The organism is Brevundimonas sp. 'scallop', from assembly GCF_011045535.1.
In the GTDB taxonomy this organism is placed as follows: domain Bacteria; phylum Pseudomonadota; class Alphaproteobacteria; order Caulobacterales; family Caulobacteraceae; genus Brevundimonas; species Brevundimonas vesicularis.
This window is the reverse complement of the sequence record NZ_CP039382.1, coordinates 1,959,172-1,976,465: the sequence shown is the minus strand read 5'-3', so window position 1 is coordinate 1,976,465 and position 17,294 is coordinate 1,959,172. Positions and strand designations below refer to the sequence as shown.

At 67.1% G+C, this 17,294-nt stretch carries 15 protein-coding genes and 1 tRNA gene; 10 read left to right on the top strand and 6 right to left on the bottom strand.

Translation table 11 applies throughout. The features are described from left to right. Nucleotides 1–125: 125 nt before the first annotated feature. Nucleotides 126–1,307, top strand: coding sequence for an acyl-CoA dehydrogenase family protein (locus E4341_RS09895; RefSeq protein ID WP_165116991.1), 1,182 nt, complete (start codon nt 126–128; stop codon nt 1,305–1,307). 4 nt (nt 1,308–1,311) lie between these two features. After that, a complete protein-coding gene (locus E4341_RS09890; RefSeq protein WP_165116989.1) occupies nt 1,312–2,430 on the top strand; it encodes an acyl-CoA dehydrogenase family protein in 1,119 nt (372 codons plus the stop codon). A gap of 10 nt (nt 2,431–2,440) precedes the next feature. Here E4341_RS09890 and E4341_RS09885 read toward each other — a convergent pair whose 3' ends face one another. Beyond that, on the bottom strand, nt 2,441–3,760 hold the full coding sequence (locus E4341_RS09885) for an Hsp70 family protein (protein ID WP_165116987.1): 1,320 nt from the start codon (nt 3,758–3,760) through the stop codon (nt 2,441–2,443). A gap of 73 nt (nt 3,761–3,833) precedes the next feature. Next, nucleotides 3,834–3,923 (bottom strand) — tRNA-Ser (locus E4341_RS09880). Between the two features lie 105 nt (nt 3,924–4,028). Between E4341_RS09880 and E4341_RS09875 the strand changes: the two genes are divergently transcribed. The 5 genes from E4341_RS09875 to E4341_RS09855 are packed head-to-tail and all read left to right on the top strand — an operon-like array spanning nt 4,029 to nt 8,118. Continuing rightward, entirely contained in the window at nt 4,029–4,877 is an 849-nt protein-coding gene (locus E4341_RS09875; protein WP_165116985.1) for a septal ring lytic transglycosylase RlpA family protein, read from the top strand. 49 nt (nt 4,878–4,926) lie between these two features. Then, nucleotides 4,927–5,559: a dTMP kinase gene (gene tmk, locus E4341_RS09870; RefSeq protein WP_066551396.1), complete on the top strand. Its 633-nt coding sequence runs from the start codon at nt 4,927–4,929 to the stop codon at nt 5,557–5,559. Further along, nucleotides 5,556–6,545 (top strand): DNA polymerase III subunit delta', encoded by a 990-nt coding sequence (locus tag E4341_RS09865; protein ID WP_165116983.1) that lies wholly within the window; start codon nt 5,556–5,558, stop codon nt 6,543–6,545. The genes tmk and E4341_RS09865 overlap by 4 nt, the downstream gene beginning before the upstream one ends. Beyond that, nucleotides 6,545–7,327, top strand: a complete 783-nt coding sequence (locus tag E4341_RS09860) for a TatD family hydrolase (RefSeq protein ID WP_165116980.1) — start codon at nt 6,545–6,547, stop codon at nt 7,325–7,327. The genes E4341_RS09865 and E4341_RS09860 overlap by 1 nt, the downstream gene beginning before the upstream one ends. Then, nucleotides 7,324–8,118: an MBL fold metallo-hydrolase gene (locus tag E4341_RS09855; protein WP_165116978.1), complete on the top strand. Its 795-nt coding sequence runs from the start codon at nt 7,324–7,326 to the stop codon at nt 8,116–8,118. The genes E4341_RS09860 and E4341_RS09855 overlap by 4 nt, the downstream gene beginning before the upstream one ends. Here the strand turns inward: E4341_RS09855 and recG are convergent. Continuing rightward, on the bottom strand, nt 8,115–10,202 hold the full coding sequence (gene recG, locus E4341_RS09850) for an ATP-dependent DNA helicase RecG (protein ID WP_165116976.1): 2,088 nt from the start codon (nt 10,200–10,202) through the stop codon (nt 8,115–8,117). The genes E4341_RS09855 and recG overlap by 4 nt on opposite strands. 21 nt (nt 10,203–10,223) lie before the next feature. Here recG and E4341_RS09845 point away from each other — a divergent pair, with 21 nt between their 5' ends. Together E4341_RS09845 and mfd are read left to right on the top strand one after the other, a co-directional pair. Next, the gene (locus tag E4341_RS09845) at nt 10,224–10,688 is read left to right on the top strand and encodes a succinate dehydrogenase assembly factor 2 (protein ID WP_240893668.1); all 465 of its coding nucleotides are present in this window, start codon (nt 10,224–10,226) and stop codon (nt 10,686–10,688) included. Continuing rightward, nucleotides 10,688–14,137 (top strand): transcription-repair coupling factor, encoded by a 3,450-nt coding sequence (gene mfd, locus E4341_RS09840; protein WP_165116974.1) that lies wholly within the window; start codon nt 10,688–10,690, stop codon nt 14,135–14,137. The genes E4341_RS09845 and mfd overlap by 1 nt, the downstream gene beginning before the upstream one ends. A 6-nt stretch (nt 14,138–14,143) precedes the next feature. On the opposite strand, the gene E4341_RS09835 is transcribed toward mfd, so the two are convergent. Next, on the bottom strand, nt 14,144–15,451 hold the full coding sequence (locus tag E4341_RS09835; RefSeq protein ID WP_165116972.1) for a diguanylate cyclase domain-containing protein: 1,308 nt from the start codon (nt 15,449–15,451) through the stop codon (nt 14,144–14,146). Nucleotides 15,452–15,748: 297 nt separating this feature from the next. Between E4341_RS09835 and E4341_RS09830 the strand changes: the two genes are divergently transcribed. Further along, nucleotides 15,749–16,597, top strand: coding sequence for a YhjD/YihY/BrkB family envelope integrity protein (locus tag E4341_RS09830; RefSeq protein WP_017504819.1), 849 nt, complete (start codon nt 15,749–15,751; stop codon nt 16,595–16,597). On the opposite strand, the gene E4341_RS09825 is transcribed toward E4341_RS09830, so the two are convergent. Further along, a complete protein-coding gene (locus tag E4341_RS09825; RefSeq protein WP_165116963.1) occupies nt 16,554–16,805 on the bottom strand; it encodes a sulfurtransferase TusA family protein in 252 nt (83 codons plus the stop codon). The two genes, E4341_RS09830 and E4341_RS09825, sit on opposite strands and share 44 nt — an antisense overlap. Next, a complete protein-coding gene (locus tag E4341_RS09820; RefSeq protein WP_165116961.1) occupies nt 16,802–17,290 on the bottom strand; it encodes a CinA family protein in 489 nt (162 codons plus the stop codon). Before E4341_RS09820 ends, E4341_RS09825 begins: the two co-directional genes overlap by 4 nt. Between the last annotated feature and the right edge of the window lie 4 nt (nt 17,291–17,294).

Below are 17,294 nucleotides of genomic sequence, written 5' to 3'. Positions count from 1 at the left end.
GTCAGCTAAGTGATCGGCATTCAGGTTTCGCTTTCTAAGGCGGGGATTTCCTGGATAAGGTCATTCCCAACGATGTCTCGCATCGGTTTCGGCCGGTCAGCGACGCACGCCATGGGAGCCGAGGAATGACCGATCTGGAGCAATTCCGCGCCGAGACGCGCGCTTGGCTGGAGGCGAACTGCCCGGCCGAATGTCGCGGGCCGATGGCCGACGACGAAATGATCTGGGGGGGGCGAAATCCCACCTTCAAGACCCCGGCGCACAAGCTGTGGCTGGAGCGGATGGGGGCACGGGGCTGGACGGCGCCGGAATGGCCCAAGGCATACGGCGGAGGCGGCCTCAGCCGCGATGAGGCCAAAGTGCTGGCCTCCGAACTGAGGCGCATCAAGGCCCAGCCCGCCCTGGCCAGTTTCGGCGTCTGGATGCTGGGCCCGGCGCTGCTGGCCTTTGGGACGGAAGAGCAGAAGAAGCGTTTTCTGCCCGAGATCGTGCGCGGCGAGATCCGCTGGTGCCAGGGCTATTCCGAGCCGGGTGCGGGGTCGGATCTGGCGTCCATCCAGACGCGGGCCGAGGATCGTGGCGACCACTGGATCGTCAACGGCCAGAAGATCTGGACCTCCTACGCTGACAAGGCCGACTGGATCTTCTGCCTGGTGCGCACGGACCCCGAGGCGCCCAAACATCTGGGCATCAGCTTCGTGCTGTTCGACATGAAGACGCCGGGCGTGACGACGCGGCCGATCACCCTGATTTCGGGCAAGTCGCCCTTCTGCGAGACCTTCTTCGACGACGTGCGGGTGGAGAAGGAAAACCTGGTCGGGACGCTGAACCGGGGCTGGGATGTGGCCAAATATCTGTTGGCGCACGAGCGGACCATGATCGGCGCGATGGGCGAGGTCGGCGGCGGGCGGCCGGTGGGGCAGGTGGCGCTGGACGCCATCGGCGCCGACGAAGCCGGGCGGCTGGACGAGCCGATGCTGCGCGCGCGGATCGCGGACCTTGAGATCGACGCCGCCGCCTTCCGCCTGGCGATGGAGCGGGTCGGCGATCAGGTGAAGGCCAAACAGGCGCACCCGGCCATCGCCTCCATGCTGAAATACTATGGCTCCGAGCTGAACAAGCGGCGCCATGAGCTTCTGATGGCGGCGGGCGGGGCCGATGCGCTGGAATGGGAGGGCGATCGGTCGCACGATGGCAAGGCGGCGCGCGACTGGCTGCGGACCAAGGCCAATTCCATCGAGGGCGGCACCAGCGAGGTTCAGCTGAACATTATCGCCAAACACCTGCTGCAACTGCCGGGAGCGTGAGACGATGCCGCTGATCCTGACCGAAGAACAGACGATGTTGCAGGACGCCGCCGACGGCTTCCTGAACGAACAGGCGCCGATCGCCCATCTGAGGAAGCTGCGGGACGAGCGGGACGCCGACGGGGTGTCGCGCGACCTTTGGAGGGCCTTTGGCGAGATGGGTTTCGCCGGCGTCATCATCCCCGAGGCGCTGGGCGGCATGGGGCTGGGCGCTGTAGAGGCCGGGGTGATCGCCGAGAGCCTGGGGCGCACCCTGACGCCGTCGCCGTATCTCGGCTCGTCGATCCTGTCAGCCAAGGTGCTGATCGACGGCGGATCGCAGGCGCAGCAGGCCTGGCTGCCCAGGATCGCGGCAGGCGAGTCGATCCTGTCGCTCGCGGTGGACGAAGGCGCGAAACACGCGCCGTCGCGGATCACCACGCGGGCCGAGCGGGCGGGTAACGGTTTCAAGCTGAACGGGGCCAAGGCCTTTGTGCTGGACGGCCATGTGGCGGACGCCCTGATCGTCGTCGCGACGGCTGAGGAGGGGACGACGCTGTTCCTCGTCGATCCGGCGACGGCGGGCGTCGCGGTCGAGCGCACGGTGATGGTGGACGCGCACAATGCGGCGCGGATCACGCTGACGGATGTGGCGGTCGACGCCGATGCAGTGATCGGCGCGGTCGGGGGCGGGGAGGCGCTGCTGGACGGCGCGCTGAACCTGGGGCGGGCCTGCGCGGCCTCCAGCCTGACAGGCGCGGGCGATCAGGCGTTCAAGACGACGATGGACTATCTGCGGACCCGCAAACAGTTCGGCAAGCTGATCGGCGAGTTCCAGGCGCTGCAACATAGGGCCGCGCATCTGTTCTCGGAGCTGGAGTTGGCGCGGGCGGCGACGATCGGCGCTCAGATCGCGATCGACGAGGGGCGCGAAGACGCGCCGCTGGCCGCGTCCATCGCCAAGGCCAAGGCCGGGCGGGCCGCCGAGCTGGCGGTGCAGGAGGCGGTTCAGATGCACGGCGGCGTCGGCATGACCGACGAGTTCGACGTCGGCCTGTTCATGAAGCGGGTGCGGGTGCTGAACGAACTGCTGGGAGACGCCGGGTTCCACGCCGAACGTTTGGCGCGGGCGCAAGGGTTCTAGGGTCGGGATTCTAGACCGCCTTTTCGCTCCACAAATCCAGATCCGCTTCGCGCCCGATCAGGGCCAGGCCGGCGGCGATGGATTCGAACTCGCCGCCCGTCTCGATCCGATCGGCGCCGAAGCGGTTCTGGAAAAGCGCCCGCACGGCCGGCACGAAGGAGGTGCCGCCGGTCAGGAAGACGCGGTCGATGGCGTCGGGCGCCAGGCCGCTGCGGGCCATCGCCTGATCCACCGCGCCCTCGATGGCGGCCAGTTCCGGCGCGATCCAGCGTTCGAAATCGGCGCGGGCGACCGGCTTTTCGATATGGACGCCGCCGGCCTGGAACAGGAAGGTCGCCTGGTCGTCGGCCGACAGGGCCATCTTCAGCGTTGAGACGGCGCGGTACAGGTCATGGCCGTGGTTGTCGTCCAGCACCTCGATCAGGCGCTCGATCTTCTCCGGCTCCAGCGCGGTGCGGGCCAGGGCGCGGATGTCGCGCATGTCGCGTGATGCGCGCAACAGGGCCAACTGATCCCAGCGGGCGAAGGCGGAATAATACCGCTGGGGAATAGGCAGTTGTTTGCCGACCGAACTGTAGAGACCGCCCTTGCCGAGTTCGGGCGAGACCAGTTGGTCGATGATCCGGTAGTCGAAGGCGTCGCCCGCCACGCCCACGCCCGAGCGCGCCAACGGCGTCGAACGCAGGCCGTCGTGCGTATGTTCGAACCGGATGATGGAGAAATCGCTGGTGCCGCCGCCGAAGTCGGCGACCAGGACCGTCGCGTCCGCCTTCAGCTGGCGCGCGAAATAGAAGGCCGCGCCGACCGGCTCGTGCGCATAGCGGATGTCGGTGAAGCCCAGCCGCTCGAACGCCGTCTGATAGCGCGACAGGGCCAGGGTCTCGTCCGGATTGCCGCCCGCGAAGGTGACGGGGCGGCCGACGATGACGGCGGGCGGGGTGTTCGCAAGTTCGTCGCCCGCATGGTGGCGCAGGCGCAAGAGGAAGGCGGCCAGCAGATCCTCGAAGGCGTAGCGTTTGTTGTCGATCCGGGTTTCGGTGAAGGCGGCGCTCGCGGCGAAGGTCTTGAACGACTGGATGAACCGGGTCTCCAGCGGATCCTCGACATAGGCGGCGATGGCCCAGGGCCCGGCCTCTACCACGCGCTCGGGCGGCTGGCCGTCCACGCCCGGATGGGTTTGGAAACTGAGCGCCGAGCGGAAGGTGGTCGTCTGGCCCTCGACCGCTTCAAAGGTCACAAGATGGGCGAGGCCGTCCGCATCGGTCAGGGCCACGACCGTATTGGTCGTGCCGAAATCGATCCCGATCGTCATCGGTTTCGTCGCCGTCATGGCAGGGCTCCAGGCAGGGGAGCCGGGTTCCTAACGGCAGACGGGGCAATAGCAAGGGCTAAGCGAGGGATAGTGGCGGAAGCGGTGGGATTCGAACCCACGGACGGCTCTCACCGTCGCTGGTTTTCAAGACCAGTGCCTTAAACCACTCGGCCACACTTCCTTGCCGCCGTAGCGGAGGCGGACGCCATAGCAGGCGAACGGGTCATTAACCAAAGCGGAAATGTCTTGGGTCATCCTGTTTTCGTATTTTTTGCGAGGCGGGTCGATGACGTTTGGACAGGGAGTGCGCGGCGCGCTGATCCTGGGGCTGTTTTCGCTGCTGGCCGCCTGTTCCACCGTCGGCGGAGCAGGCGTGCGTGGGACGGTCGCCGGGCGCGGCGAGGACCGTCCGCCGGTCGTAAAGGATCCGGCGCCGATCGTGTCGGGGACGATGCGGCCCTATCAGGTGCGCGGGCGCTGGTACACGCCCAAGGAACAGCCGGATTACGAAGAGGTCGGGATGGCGTCCTGGTACGGCGACGCCTTCAACGGGCGACCGACCTCGACCGGCGAGCGGTTCGACATGCATGCCCTGACGGCGGCCCACAAGACCCTGCCTCTGCCCGGTCTGGTCGAGGTGACGAACCTGGAGAACGGGCGGCGGCTGGTGGTGCGGATCAATGACCGCGGGCCGTTCGTGGACAGCCGGATCATCGACCTGTCGCGCGAGGCGGCGAGCGAACTGGGAATGATGTCGCAGGGCGTGGGGCGGGTGCGGGTGCGCTACCTCGGCCGGGCGCCGCAGCAGGGCGGGGGCACGCTGTTGCGGGCGTCAGCGCCGACGCCGCGAGGCGCGGTCCCGGCCAGCCCGCCCGTCAGCGCGCCGGTTATCGCCCCAGCGCCGGTCGTGGTCGCGGAGGTGAGGACCTTCTGGGTCCAGGCGGGCAGTTTCTCGGACCAGGTCGAGGCCGGACGAATCGCCGACAGCCTGAGCGGCTGGGTGCGGGCCGATCGGGGCGCGGGGCGGTTCAATGTGGTGGTGGGCCCTTGGGACAGCGCCAATGCGGCCGAGGCGGCGCGTCAGTCGGTCGTGGCGCGGGGTTATGCGGGCGCCCTGTTGATATCCGGCAGCTGATCGCGCGGGCGGGCTTGCGCCGGGCGGCGTCGGCGCGCCATGAAGGCGCGTGACCCGTGGACAATTCATAAGCTTCGAAGGCGGCGAGGGCGCCGGCAAATCGACCCAGGTCGGGCGGCTGGTCGCGCGGCTGCAGGCGGTGCTGGGCGAGCGCAAGGTGGTGCGCACGCGTGAACCGGGCGGCTCAAGGGGCGCGGAGGTGATCCGCAATCTGGTGGTGGCCACGGACGCGGAGCCGTGGTCGGCCATGACCGAGACCTTGTTGATGTACGCCTCGCGCTCGGACCATCTCGAGCGGACCATCCGCCCGGCGCTGGCGGCCGGCGACTGGGTGGTGTGCGATCGGTTCGCCGATTCCAGCCGCGCCTATCAAGGCGCAGGCGGCGGCGTGGCGCAAAGCTTCATCGAACAGATCGATGCGGGCGTGGTCGGGGACGACCAGCCGGACCTGACCCTGGTGTTCGACCTGCCAGTCGAGGTCGGGCTGGAGCGGGCGTTCGGGCGCGGCCTGTTCGAGACGCGGTTCGAGTCCAAAGGCCTGGAATTTCATCAGCGGCTGCGCGAGGGCTTTCTGAGGATCGTCGAGGCCAATCCGCAGCGTTGCGTGCTGATCGACGCGGTCGGATCGCTGGACGAGGTCGAGGCGCGAGTCTGGCAGGTTGTTCAGGACCGGCTGCTGTGAGCGATCACCCGCGTGACCGGTTCGACCTGATCCCTGATGCCGCGGCGGAGACGGCGTTTCTGGACGCCTGGGAACGGGGGCGGCTGCACCACGCCTGGCTGTTGTGCGGGGTCGAGGGGACGGGCAAGGCGACCTTCGCTTATCGGGCGGCGCGACGGCTGCTGGGCGCGTCGGCCGATCCGGGTTCCGGGCCGCTGGGCGCGCGGCGCGATGATCCGGTCAGCCGGCTGATCTCGGCCCAGTCGCATCCGGACCTGCTGGTGCTGGAACGCTTGGTCGAAGGGGGCAAAACCAAGAAGTCGATCTCGGTCGATCAGTCGCGCGAATTGCCGGAGTTCTTTTCAAAGAGCCCGTCGCAAGCCCAGTTTCGGGTGGCGATCATCGATGCGGCAGACGACCTTAATCTCAACGCCGCCAACGCCTTGCTGAAGGTTCTTGAGGAGCCGCCCGAGCGTGGCGTGCTGTTTCTGGTCACCCATGCGCCGGGGCGGTTGCTGGCGACGATCCGATCGCGGTGCCGGCGGCTGAGCTTTCCGATCTGGGCGCCGGATCGGCTGGAGACCCTGGTGCGCAACCGGACGGGCGCAGAGCATGAGGACGCCAAACATGCGGCGATCATGGCGGGCGGATCGCCCGGCGCGGCCCTGGCCTTGGCTTCAGGCGCGACGTTTGAGATGGACCAGCTGGCGCGGCGCTGGGTCGAGGGCGATATGGACCGGGCCGAAGCCTTGGCCATCGCCGACCGGTTCCGCGGCGCCGAGGGGCAGGAGCGATTCGAGACCCTGATGGACCGGCTGATCGCGGCGGTGCGTATGCGCGCCTTGCAGAGCGCGCCGGGCGCCGGCAATCGATGGGCTGAACTATGGGAGCGGCTGCAGCCGCTGCCGGAACGGGCGGCGGGACTGAACCTGGACAAGGCCGATGTGCTGGCCGGGGCGCTGGCGGACCTGAAGCGGGTTCAGGCCCAGCAGGAGCGGGTGGGCTGATGCTGATCGACAGCCATGTGAACCTGCACGCGCCGCAGTTCGACGAGGACCGGGACGCCGTAATCGCGCGCGCGCGTGAGGCGGGCGTCGGGCTGATGGTCGAGATTTCCGACAAGCTGACGACTTTTGAGGCGACACACGGCATCGCCATGGCCAATGAGGACATCTGGTGCACGGTCGGGGTCCATCCGCACGAGGCCAAGGATGCTGCGGACCTGACGGCGGCAACCCTGATCGAACTGGCCCAGCGGCCCAAGGTGGTCGGGATCGGCGAATGCGGTCTGGATTTCCATTACGACTTCAGCCCGCGCGAGATGCAGGCGGCGGTGTTCCGGCAGCATGTGGCGGCGGCGCGCGAGACGGGATTGCCGCTGGTGATTCACACGCGTGAGGCGGACGACGTGATGACCGGGCTCCTGCGCGAGGAGCATGCTGCGGGACCGTTCAAGATGTTGATGCACTGCTATACGAGTGGTGCGGAACTGGCGAAAATCGCTGCTGAAATGGGTGCCTGGTTTTCGGTTTCCGGTATCGCGACCTTCAAGGCGGCCGAGGACGTGCGGGCGGTGATCCGCGACATGCCGGGCGACCGGATCATCGTCGAGACCGACTGCCCCTATCTGGCCCCCATTCCGCATCGCGGACGGCGCAACGAGCCGGCCTACATCGGTCATGTGCTGGACAAGCTGGGCGAAATCCGAGGCTGGAGCGCCGAGGAGGCGGACCGCATCACGACCGAGGCCTTCTTCGGCCTCTTTGACCGGATACCCAGGCCCGCATGAGTTTTGAAGTCGTCATTCTGGGCAGCGGATCGTCGGGTGGGGTGCCGCGCGGGGACGGCGACTGGGGCGCCTGCGACCCAGCCGAGCCCAAGAACCGGCGTACGCGCTGTTCGATGCTGGCCAGAAAGACCGGCTCAGAGGGTGTGACCACTGTCCTGATCGACACATCACCGGACCTGCGCGAACAGATGCTGGCCAGCGGCACGAAGCATGTGGATGCGGTCCTCTACACCCACGATCATGCGGACCAGACCCACGGCATCGACGACCTGCGCACCTTCGCCGCGCGGGCGAGAAAGCGCATTCCGGCATGGATGGATACGGCGACCCACGGCTCGTTGACGCATCGGTTCGACTACATCTTCGAGAGCAAGTTCGGTTATCCGCCGCTGCTGGACGGCCGGATCATTCCGCCGCATGGCACGGCCTGGTCTGTCGAGGGTGCGGGTGGGGCGATCCCGGTCACGACCTTTGATCAGGCGCATGGGCCGATCCGTTCGGTGGGATATCGGCTCGGCGATGTCGCCTATTCCAGCGATGTGTCCGATCTGGACGAGGCGGCCTTGGCGGCGGTGGCCGGGTGCAAGCTCTGGATCGTCGATGCGCTGCGTTATTCGCCGCATCCGACCCATGCCCATCTGGACCAGGCCTTGGCGTGGATCGCCGCCGCAGACGTGGAGCGCGCGGTGCTGACGAACCTGCACATCGATATGGATTACAAGGCCTTGTCGGCGCTTGTTCCCGAAAACGTCGAGGTCGGATTCGATGGCTGGAGCCGAGTGATCGGCTAGCTCGCGCCGACCTTGTGGTTTTTCCAGTCGAATAACTCTTCCAGCACCTGCACCGCCTGGCCGCGCTCCGACGTCAGATCAGGATCGCGGTTCATGATCAGCCGCGCATCGTCGGCGGCCGCCAGCATCAGGCTGCGGTGGCGGATCGGGTCGGCGAAACGATAGGCGGGAAAACCGCTCTGTTTCAGGCCCAGCGGATCGCCGCCGCCACGCAGGCGAAAGTCTTCCTCGGCGATGACGAAGCCGTCTTCGGTGCGACGCAGGGTTTCGAGCCGCTCCTTCGCCGTCTCGCCGAGGGCGCCGTCCTGACCGCCATACAGCAGGATGCAGGAACTGGCCTTGGCGCCGCGACCGACGCGGCCGCGCAACTGGTGCAACTGGGCCAGACCGAAGCGGTCGGCGTGTTCGATCACCATGATCGAGGCGTTGGGCACGTCCACGCCGACTTCGACCACCGTGGTGGCGACGAGAACCGGCAGGCGGCCGTCGGCGAAGTCGGCCATGACGGCCTCGCGCTCTGCGCCCGGCATCTGGCCATGAGCCAGGCCGACCTCGACGCCCAGCAGGCGCCGCAGATCGTCGGCGCGATCGACGGCGGCCGCTAGGTCGATGGCCTCGGATTCCTCAACCAAGGGACAGATCCAATAGGCCTGGGCGCCGCTCTCTACCGCCGTTTTCAGCCGGGCGGCGACCTCGCCGATGCGGGCCAAGGGCAGGACGGCGGTCGTGACCGGGGTGCGGCCGGGCGGCTTTTCCATCAGGCGACTGACTTCCAGCTCGCCGTATTGGGTCAGCTCCAGGGTCCGGGGGATGGGGGTGGCCGACATGGTCAGCAGATGCACGGCGCCGACACGCGGATCGCCCTTGGCTTGCAGCCGCTGACGTTCGTTGACGCCGAACCGGTGCTGTTCGTCGATGACGGCCAGAGCCAGGCGGTCGAAGCGAACGGCGTCCTGGAACAGGGCATGGGTGCCGATGGCGACCTGGGCGTGACCCGAGGCCAGGTCAGCCAATTTCTCGCGCCGTTGTGCCGGGGTGTCGCGGCCCGTGAGAAGGACGGCGGCGACGCCGGCTGCATCCAGTATGGGGCCGAGCTTCTCGTAGTGCTGGCGCGCCAGGATTTCGGTCGGTGCCATGAGCGCGGATTGGAAACCGCTGGCAGCGGCGTCGGCCAGAGCGAGGGCGGCGACGGCGGTCTTGCCCGAGCCGACATCGCCTTGCAGCAATCGGCCCATCTGCTGGCCCGACGCCAGATCACGGCGGATTTCGGCGACGGCCTGGGCTTGGGCGCTGGTCAGCTGGAAGGGCAGGGTCTGGAGCAGGTATTCGGACGCTGCGCCGGGGGCGATGACGGGGGCGGGTCTGATCTCGCGGGCGCGGCGACGACGGGCCAGAGCCAACTGGTGGGCCAGGAATTCGTCATAGGCCAGGCGCTGGCGGGCGGGGGCGTCGGGCGACAGGTCCATCTCGCCTGTAGGGGCATGCAGAGCGTCCAGAGCGGCGCGCCAACCCAGCCAGTTCTGCTTCTTGAGCCAGGCGGGATCCTGCCACTCCGGCAGGTCAGGCGCGGCGGGCAGGGCGCCCTGAACCAGTTTACGCAACTGGCGCGAGCTGAGGCCCTGCGTCGCTGGATAGACGGGCTCGGACGCCGGAATGTCGGCGGCCTTGTCTGGCGTGACGATGTCCGGATGGACGATTTGGACCTCGCCATTGAACCTTTCGACCTTGCCCGCGACCAACCGCGTCTCGCCACGCGGCAACAGCCGGTCGATGTGCTGGGGCGAACCGCCGAACCAGACCAGATGCACGAAGCCCGTGGGATCGCTGGCCCGGACCTTCAGCGGTGCGCCAGGACGGCTGGGCGTGAAGAGGCGATCGATGGTCACGGTGAAGACGCCGACCTCGCCATCGACGGCGGTGGCGGCCTCGGCAGGGCGGCGCACGATGACGCCAGACGGGCTGAGGAACAGCAGATCGCGGACCAGAGGGCCCGCCACCTTTTGCACCAGGGGCAGGACGCGAGGGCCCACGCCCTTAAGGGTCGAGACCTCGGCGAACAGGGGGAAGAGAATCTGCGGACGCATCGCCGTGAACATAGCGTGACCATGACGGGTGGCGAAGTGCGTTCAGGAACGCTATCTGCGCTTCTTCCATTTGAAGACGCTAACGCTCTCCACGCGGTGGCTCGCTGCTTGAGCGTCTTCCCACTTTGCCGGGCAAGGATTCTTGTGGCCGAAATCGACGCGCGTCCCGAAAGCGAAATGACCCCTGAGCAGATGACGCCTGAGCGCAGGCAGCGGCTGGGACGCATTCAGTTCCGCGCCTGGCGGCGGGGCTTTCGCGAGGCTGATATGGTTCTGGGTCCATTTTCAGATCAGGTCGCGCCAACGCTGACCGATGCGGAACTGGACCAGTTTGAACGGCTGATCGACGAGGAAGATCAGTGGCTTTACGGCTGGATCATCGAGCGTGATCCGACGCCGCCCGAATTCCAGACGCCGGTGATGGCCAAGGTGCGCGCCTTCATGCGCGCCCACGTCGCGGCCGAAGTCGGCAAGGGAATCGGCTGATGGACGCCAAGGTCGAACACCGGACCGACGCCGATCTGGGCGGCGCGCCCGAGGGGCTGGACGCGCTGATCGTCGCCGAACGGATCAAGGCCGGGGGCGGCGTCGGCCTGTTCGTCGCACGCGACTTTCAGAGCTCGGGTAGCTTCGTTCAGGCGTTTCAGTTCTTCTCGAAAGATATTGAAGTCCTGGATTATCCTGCGTGGGACTGTCTGCCCTATGACCGACTGAGCCCCACGGCGGGAATCGCGGCGCAGCGCATGGCGACGCTGACGCGGCTGGCGATGCGCAAGCCCGGCGATGCGGCGGTTCTCGTCGTGACGACCGTGTCGGCGGCCATGCAGCGCACCCCGCCCAAGTCGGTCACGACACAGGCCGGGTTCGAAACCAAGGTCGGACGCGATCTCGATATCCAGGCGCTGGAGCGATATTTCGCCGCCAACGGCTATGTTCGGGCCTCGACCGTGTCGGAGCGCGGCGAGTTCGCGGTGCGCGGCGGGGTCGTCGACGTCTATCCGCCCGGCTTCGAGGAGCCGGTCCGGCTGGATATGTTCGGATCCGAGCTGGAATCGATCCGCACCTTCGATCCCGAAACGCAGCGGTCGACCGGCCAGATGACGTCCGTGTCCCTCGCGCCGGTGTCGGAGGCGCTGCTGGATGCGGCCGCCATCTCGCGCTTTCGCACCGGCTATCTGAACCTGTTCGGCGCGCCGGGCGACGACCCGCTGTATGCGACGATCAGCGAGGGCGCGCGGCGTCAGGGCATGGAACAGTGGCTGCCGCTGTTTTATGAGACCTTGGACAGCCTGTTCGACTATCTGCCGGACGACGCGGCGATCTTCCTCGATAACCAAGTCGAGACGGCCCGCGCCGAGCGATGGGATCTGGTCGCGGACGCCTACGACGCGCGCGCCGAGGCGGCCAAGGCCAAAGGACAGGCCAGCGCCAATCGCGCCTTGCCGCCCAAGCGGCTCTATCTGGACGCCGGAGACTGGAACCAGGCGCTGGCGGGTCGCGCCGTGCGTCGTTTCACGCCCTTCTCCACGGGAGGCGAGGATGCCGGCGGACGGTTGGGCAGAACCTTCGCCGCCGAGCGGGCGCAGGACAGCGTCAATCTGTTCGAAGCGGTGGCGGCCCATGCGGCGGCGCTGAAGGCCGACGGCAAGCGGGTGCTGTTCGCCTCCTGGACCGAAGGGTCGTCGGAGCGGCTGGCGACCATGCTGGCCGACCACGGGCTGGATCACATCGTCGCCGTGCGCGACTGGGCCGACGTTCAGGCGGCGCCGAAGGACCTCTATCTGCGCGGCGTCCTGCCGGTCGAGCATGGCTTTGTCACCGACGCCGTGGCGGTCATTTCGGAGACCGACATCCTGGGTGATCGTCTGGCGCGACCGCGCAAGAAGCGCCGCGCCTCGAACTTCCTGGCGGAGGCGTCGGCCCTGACGACGGGCGATCTGGTCGTTCACTTGGATCACGGCATCGGGCGGTATGAAGGGCTCAAGACGCTGGAAATCCAGCAGGCCCCGCACGACTGCCTGGAACTGTTCTACGCCGGTGAGAGCAAACTTTATCTGCCGGTTGAAAACATTGACCTTCTGACCCGATACGGTTCGGACTCCGAAGGCGTCCAACTGGACAAACTGGGCGGCGCAGGCTGGCAGGCTAGAAAGGCCAAGGCCAAGGAACGTCTGCGCGCCATGGCCGAGGGGCTGATCGCTCTGGCCGCCAAACGGGCGCTGCGCGAAACCGATGCGGTCACGCCACCGCCGGGTCTGTTCGCCGAGTTCTGCGCGCGCTTCCCTTACGAGGAAACCGACGATCAGCTGAACGCCATCGGCGATGTGCTGGAGGATCTGGGCAAGGGCACGCCGATGGATCGCCTGATCTGCGGCGACGTCGGATTCGGCAAGACCGAGGTGGCGCTGAGGGCCGCCTTCGTCGTGGCCATGACGGGGCAGCAGGTGGCGATCGTTGCGCCGACGACCCTGCTGGCGCGCCAGCACTACAAGACCTTCACCGAGCGTTTCGCGGGCTGGCCTGTGAAAGTGCGTCAGTTGTCGCGGATGGTGGGAGCCAAGGAGGCGGCGGAGACGCGGGCCGGGCTGAAGGACGGCTCGATCGAGATCGTTGTCGGCACCCATGCGGTGCTGAGCGAACAGGTCGGCTTCCGCGATCTGGGCCTGGTCATCGTCGATGAGGAGCAGCACTTCGGCGTCAAGCACAAGGAGAAGCTGAAGACCCTGCGCGCCGACGTGCATCTGTTGACCCTGACCGCCACGCCGATCCCGCGCACGCTGCAGATGGCCCTGTCGGGCATCCGCGAGATGTCGATCATCGCCACCCCGCCGGTCGACCGCCTGGCGGTGCGGACCTATGTCACGCCGTGGGATCCGGTGCTGGTGCGCGAGGCCCTGCTACGCGAGAAATATCGCGGGGGTCAGGCCTACTACGTCGCGCCGCGCCTGAAGGACCTGCCCGCCATCGAGAAATTCCTGCGCGAACAGGTGCCCGAGGTGAAGTTCGTCGTCGGCCACGGGCAGATGAGCGCGACCCAGCTTGAGGAGGTGATGAGCGCCTTCTACGACGGGGAGTATGACGTCCTGGTCTCCACCACGATCGTCGAGAGCGGGTTGGACATTCCGACGGCGAATACGCTGATCGTGCACCGCGCCGACATGTTCGGCTTGGCGCAGCTTTATCAGATCCGGGGGCGGGTCGGCCGGTCCAAGGCGCGCGCCTTCGCCTATCTGACCACCGATGCGGTCAAGCCGATGACCCTGTCGGCCGAGCGGCGGTTGCAGGTTCTGCAGTCGCTCGACAATCTGGGCGCCGGCTTCCAGCTGGCCAGCCACGACCTGGACCAGCGCGGCGGCGGAAACCTGCTGGGCGACGAACAGTCAGGGCATATCCGCGAGGTGGGCGTCGAACTGTACCAGCAGATGCTGGAAGACGCCGTGGCGGAGTTGCGCGAGAAGGGCGAGGGACAGGCGGTGGATCGCGGTTGGTCACCGTCGATCAATGTCGGCGCTTCTGTCCTGATCCCAGAAGATTACGTGCCAGACCTAAACGTGCGCCTGAGCCTCTACCGTCGTCTTTCCGACGCCGAACAGGCCGAGGATCGCGAAGCCCTGGCCGCCGAACTGATCGACCGCTTCGGGCCCTTGCCGGATGAGGCGCAGCAACTGCTGAAGATCGTCGGCATCAAGTCGAACTGCCGCAAGGCCTGCATTGAGAAGATCGACATCGGACCGCGCGGTGCGGTCCTGACGTTGCGCGACAACAGCTTCCCCAATCCGGCGGGACTTGTCGGGCTGATCCAGAAGAATCACGCCTTCTGGAAGATCCGGCCGGATCAGAAGATCGTCGTTTCGGGCGACTGGCCGACTGCGGAAGAGCGATTGAAGGTGGCCGAACGGATCACCGCCGATCTGGCGCGGGTGGCGGGGGCGTAACGCCCCTCAGCGCGTCTTTTCGAACAGGTCGGCCGAAGCGCGCTCAAGCAGGGCGGCGGCGCTTTCGTCGGGACGCATCTCGGCGGCGCCGACGTCGAACTCGGCGACGAACGGCGACCGGTCCGGGCCGGCGTCGAAGGCGGTGCAGCCGATCACGGCGGCGATCCGCTCAGCGGCCAGACGCGCCGGTTCAGCGTGGGTCGCGGGCAGGGCCAGGGCGAAGACCTCCTTGGCCAAGCGGGCAGGGGTGTCCTCGACACGGACCAGGCGCGAAACCATGGCCCCGATCTGCGGCATGGCGCGATCCAGCCAACCGCCCTGACGCGCCCAGGTGACGGATTCGGTTTCGCGCACCCTCAGGACGCAGACGGAAAGCGGGCGCTTGCGCGCGCGCGAGGCCTCGGCGACACGGCCCAGGTGGCTTGCGAACAGTTCGGGCGTGAACAGGCCCGTTTCCGGGTCCATCACTTCCAGGCTGCGGACCGAGTCCAACGTCTTTCGGATGCCCAGATGAATGCGGTGCGCTCCGGCTAGGGCCAGGATCCGCTCGGCCGTTTCGCCCTCGGGCGTGTCGGCGGACGCGACATCGGCGAAGCCGCGATTGAACAGTTCAGCCAGGCTGATCTCGTTCCTGCCGCGCAGATAGAGCATCAGCGGAATATGATAGAGGCGCGTGTTGCGCTTCATGCCCGCCGCGATCGACAGGGCCGGCGCATGGTCTTCGGCGCCCCACAGAACGGCGGCGTCGAACGGGCTTTCGTGCAGATAGTCGAAGGCGGTGTAGGGCGTCGGCGCCGCCACCACCTCGACCCCGGCCGCGGTCAGGGCGTTCGACAAGGCGAGAAAGCGCCGGTCCGCGACGCCGGCGGCCAGAACACGCAAGGGACCATCGTCATCTGTCCGCTTGTCCAGACCCACCCCGCGCGTGGCGAAGGTGCTGACGCGCAGCCGATATTCTTCCTCGGCGATGGCGGCTCGGCCCAGCTGCTCCAGACGCAATGCGGCCTGGGCCGGATGCGGCGGCGTGGACATGGTCAGATCCGCACCCTTCACCGAATCGGGGCGGGCGCCGATGACCACGATGGGCAGGCGGCGCGGCTCGGCGGCGGCGCGCAGCCGAGACGCCACGTCGGCGTCGAAGGTGTTGATATCGATGACGGCGGCTTCGAGCGGAAAGTCCTGAAGCGTCATCTCAGCGGAGACGACGTCACGGGCGGTCACCGTCGTCCAGCCCAGCGCGTCCAGACCCGCAGCGAGCGGCCCGATCCGGCCATCGTCAGCCGCCAGGATCAATACGCGCGCGTCGAAAGCCAAGCCGATCGTCTCCAAAAGTCGCCGCGCCAATAGCCGGCCGGAAACGCGCGGACCATAGCGATGAGGGTGTTAAGGATGCAATGTCGTCCGGCCAAAGCGATGCGGCCGGATCGCGAATGATCGTCCTCACGCGGATGAGACTTTCGCCACAGACGAATTCCGCTAGGTTCCGCCGCTTGTGCAACGGTTGTGGGGACCGATTTGAGTGAGCAACTGACACGGTCGGTCCTGAAAGCGCCTGGATTCTGGGGCGGGCTGGCCGTGCGAGCGTTCACCCGCAGCTGGGGGCGCGACGTCATGCTCTATACGGGCGGCGTGTCCTTCTTCGCCCTGTTGGCCGTGTTTCCGGCGATCGCCATCCTGATCGGCTTCTACAAGCTGGGTCTGTCGATCAGCGAAGTCAGCGCCCAGGCGACCGCCTTGTCGGACCTGTTGCCCAAGGCGGCGCAGACCATTTTCCAGGGCGAGATCACGCGTTTGAGCAATGCGTCGGCGCGGACAGTTTCCGCTCAAAGCGCCTTCGCCCTGTTCGTCGGCGCCTATGCCGCGCATCGAGGTTTCAAGGCCTTGTTGGCGGGATTGAACCTGATCCATGATGAGACCGAGCCGCACGGCTTCTTCAAGTTCAATCTGCTGGCCTTCTTTGTGGCCATCTTCGCCTTTGCGCTGTTCACGGTCGTGTCGGGCGCGGTCGTTACCGTGCGGATCATGGCGCATGCGTCTTCGTCGGCCGCCGGCCTGCCCGGGCGAAGCGGCATGGCGCCGCTGGACGCCTTCCTGCCCGCTATCGGCTTGGTGATCGGGCTGACGCTGCTTTACCGCTACGCCATGAGCCACAGGACGCCGGTCGCCTGGCTGCCGGCGACGGCGGGCGGTTTGGTGGCGACATTGATGTCGGTCGTGTCGTCATGGCTGTGCGCCATCTATGTCGAACAGATCGCGCCGCTGGGGGCCACCTATGGATCAGTCGGCGCCGTGGTGGTGCTGCTGATCTGGCTGTCGTGGAACGTCAACGCCATCTTCTACGGCGGCGCCTTCGCCACCGAGATGGAGCTGGCGGCCAAGGCGCGCGCGATCGCCGACACGCCGCCGGCCGATGTCGTCAATCTGTCGGAGCGTCGAGCCGGGCGCCGGTCTCGATCGTAAACCGCAGAAGGCCGTCGGCGTCTTCGATCTCGAGGACGCGCCCACCTTTCTGAGACATCAGAAACGGCACATCGATCCGGGCCATCGGATCGGTGGCCAGCAGCACAATCCGCGCGCCGGACGAGGCGGATTCCATCGCCTTCATCAGCTTCAGGCTGGGAACAGGGCAGCGATGACCCCTGACGTCGATGACGACGGGGTCGCTCACGCGAGCCGATCCGCCAGCATTTCCAACGCCACACGAACGCTGGCTAGGCGAACCCCGTCGCGGCCGAGGTCGCCAAATCGCTCAACGCGGTGGACGACGCCCTGCGGCCCGCACGCCGCGAAGTGCACCAGACCCACGGGTTTATCCACCGACCCGCCGCCTGGTCCGGCCACGCCGGTTACGGACACGGACACGGAGGCGCGCGAGTGCGCCACGGCGCCCTTAGCCATCGCCACTGCGACGGCTTGAGACACGGCGCCGTGGGCGGACAGGCTTTCCAGCGATACGCCCAGCATCTCGGCCTTGGCCTCGTTGCTGTAGGTGACGAAGCCGCGATCCAGGACCGCTGACGAACCGGGGATGGCCGTAATTGCAGCGGACACCAAACCGCCCGTGCAGCTTTCGGCCGTCGCCAGCATCAGGCCGCGCGCGCTGGCTGTTGCGACAATCTGTTGCGCCAGGTGCGCGATATCTTGGGAAAACATGGTC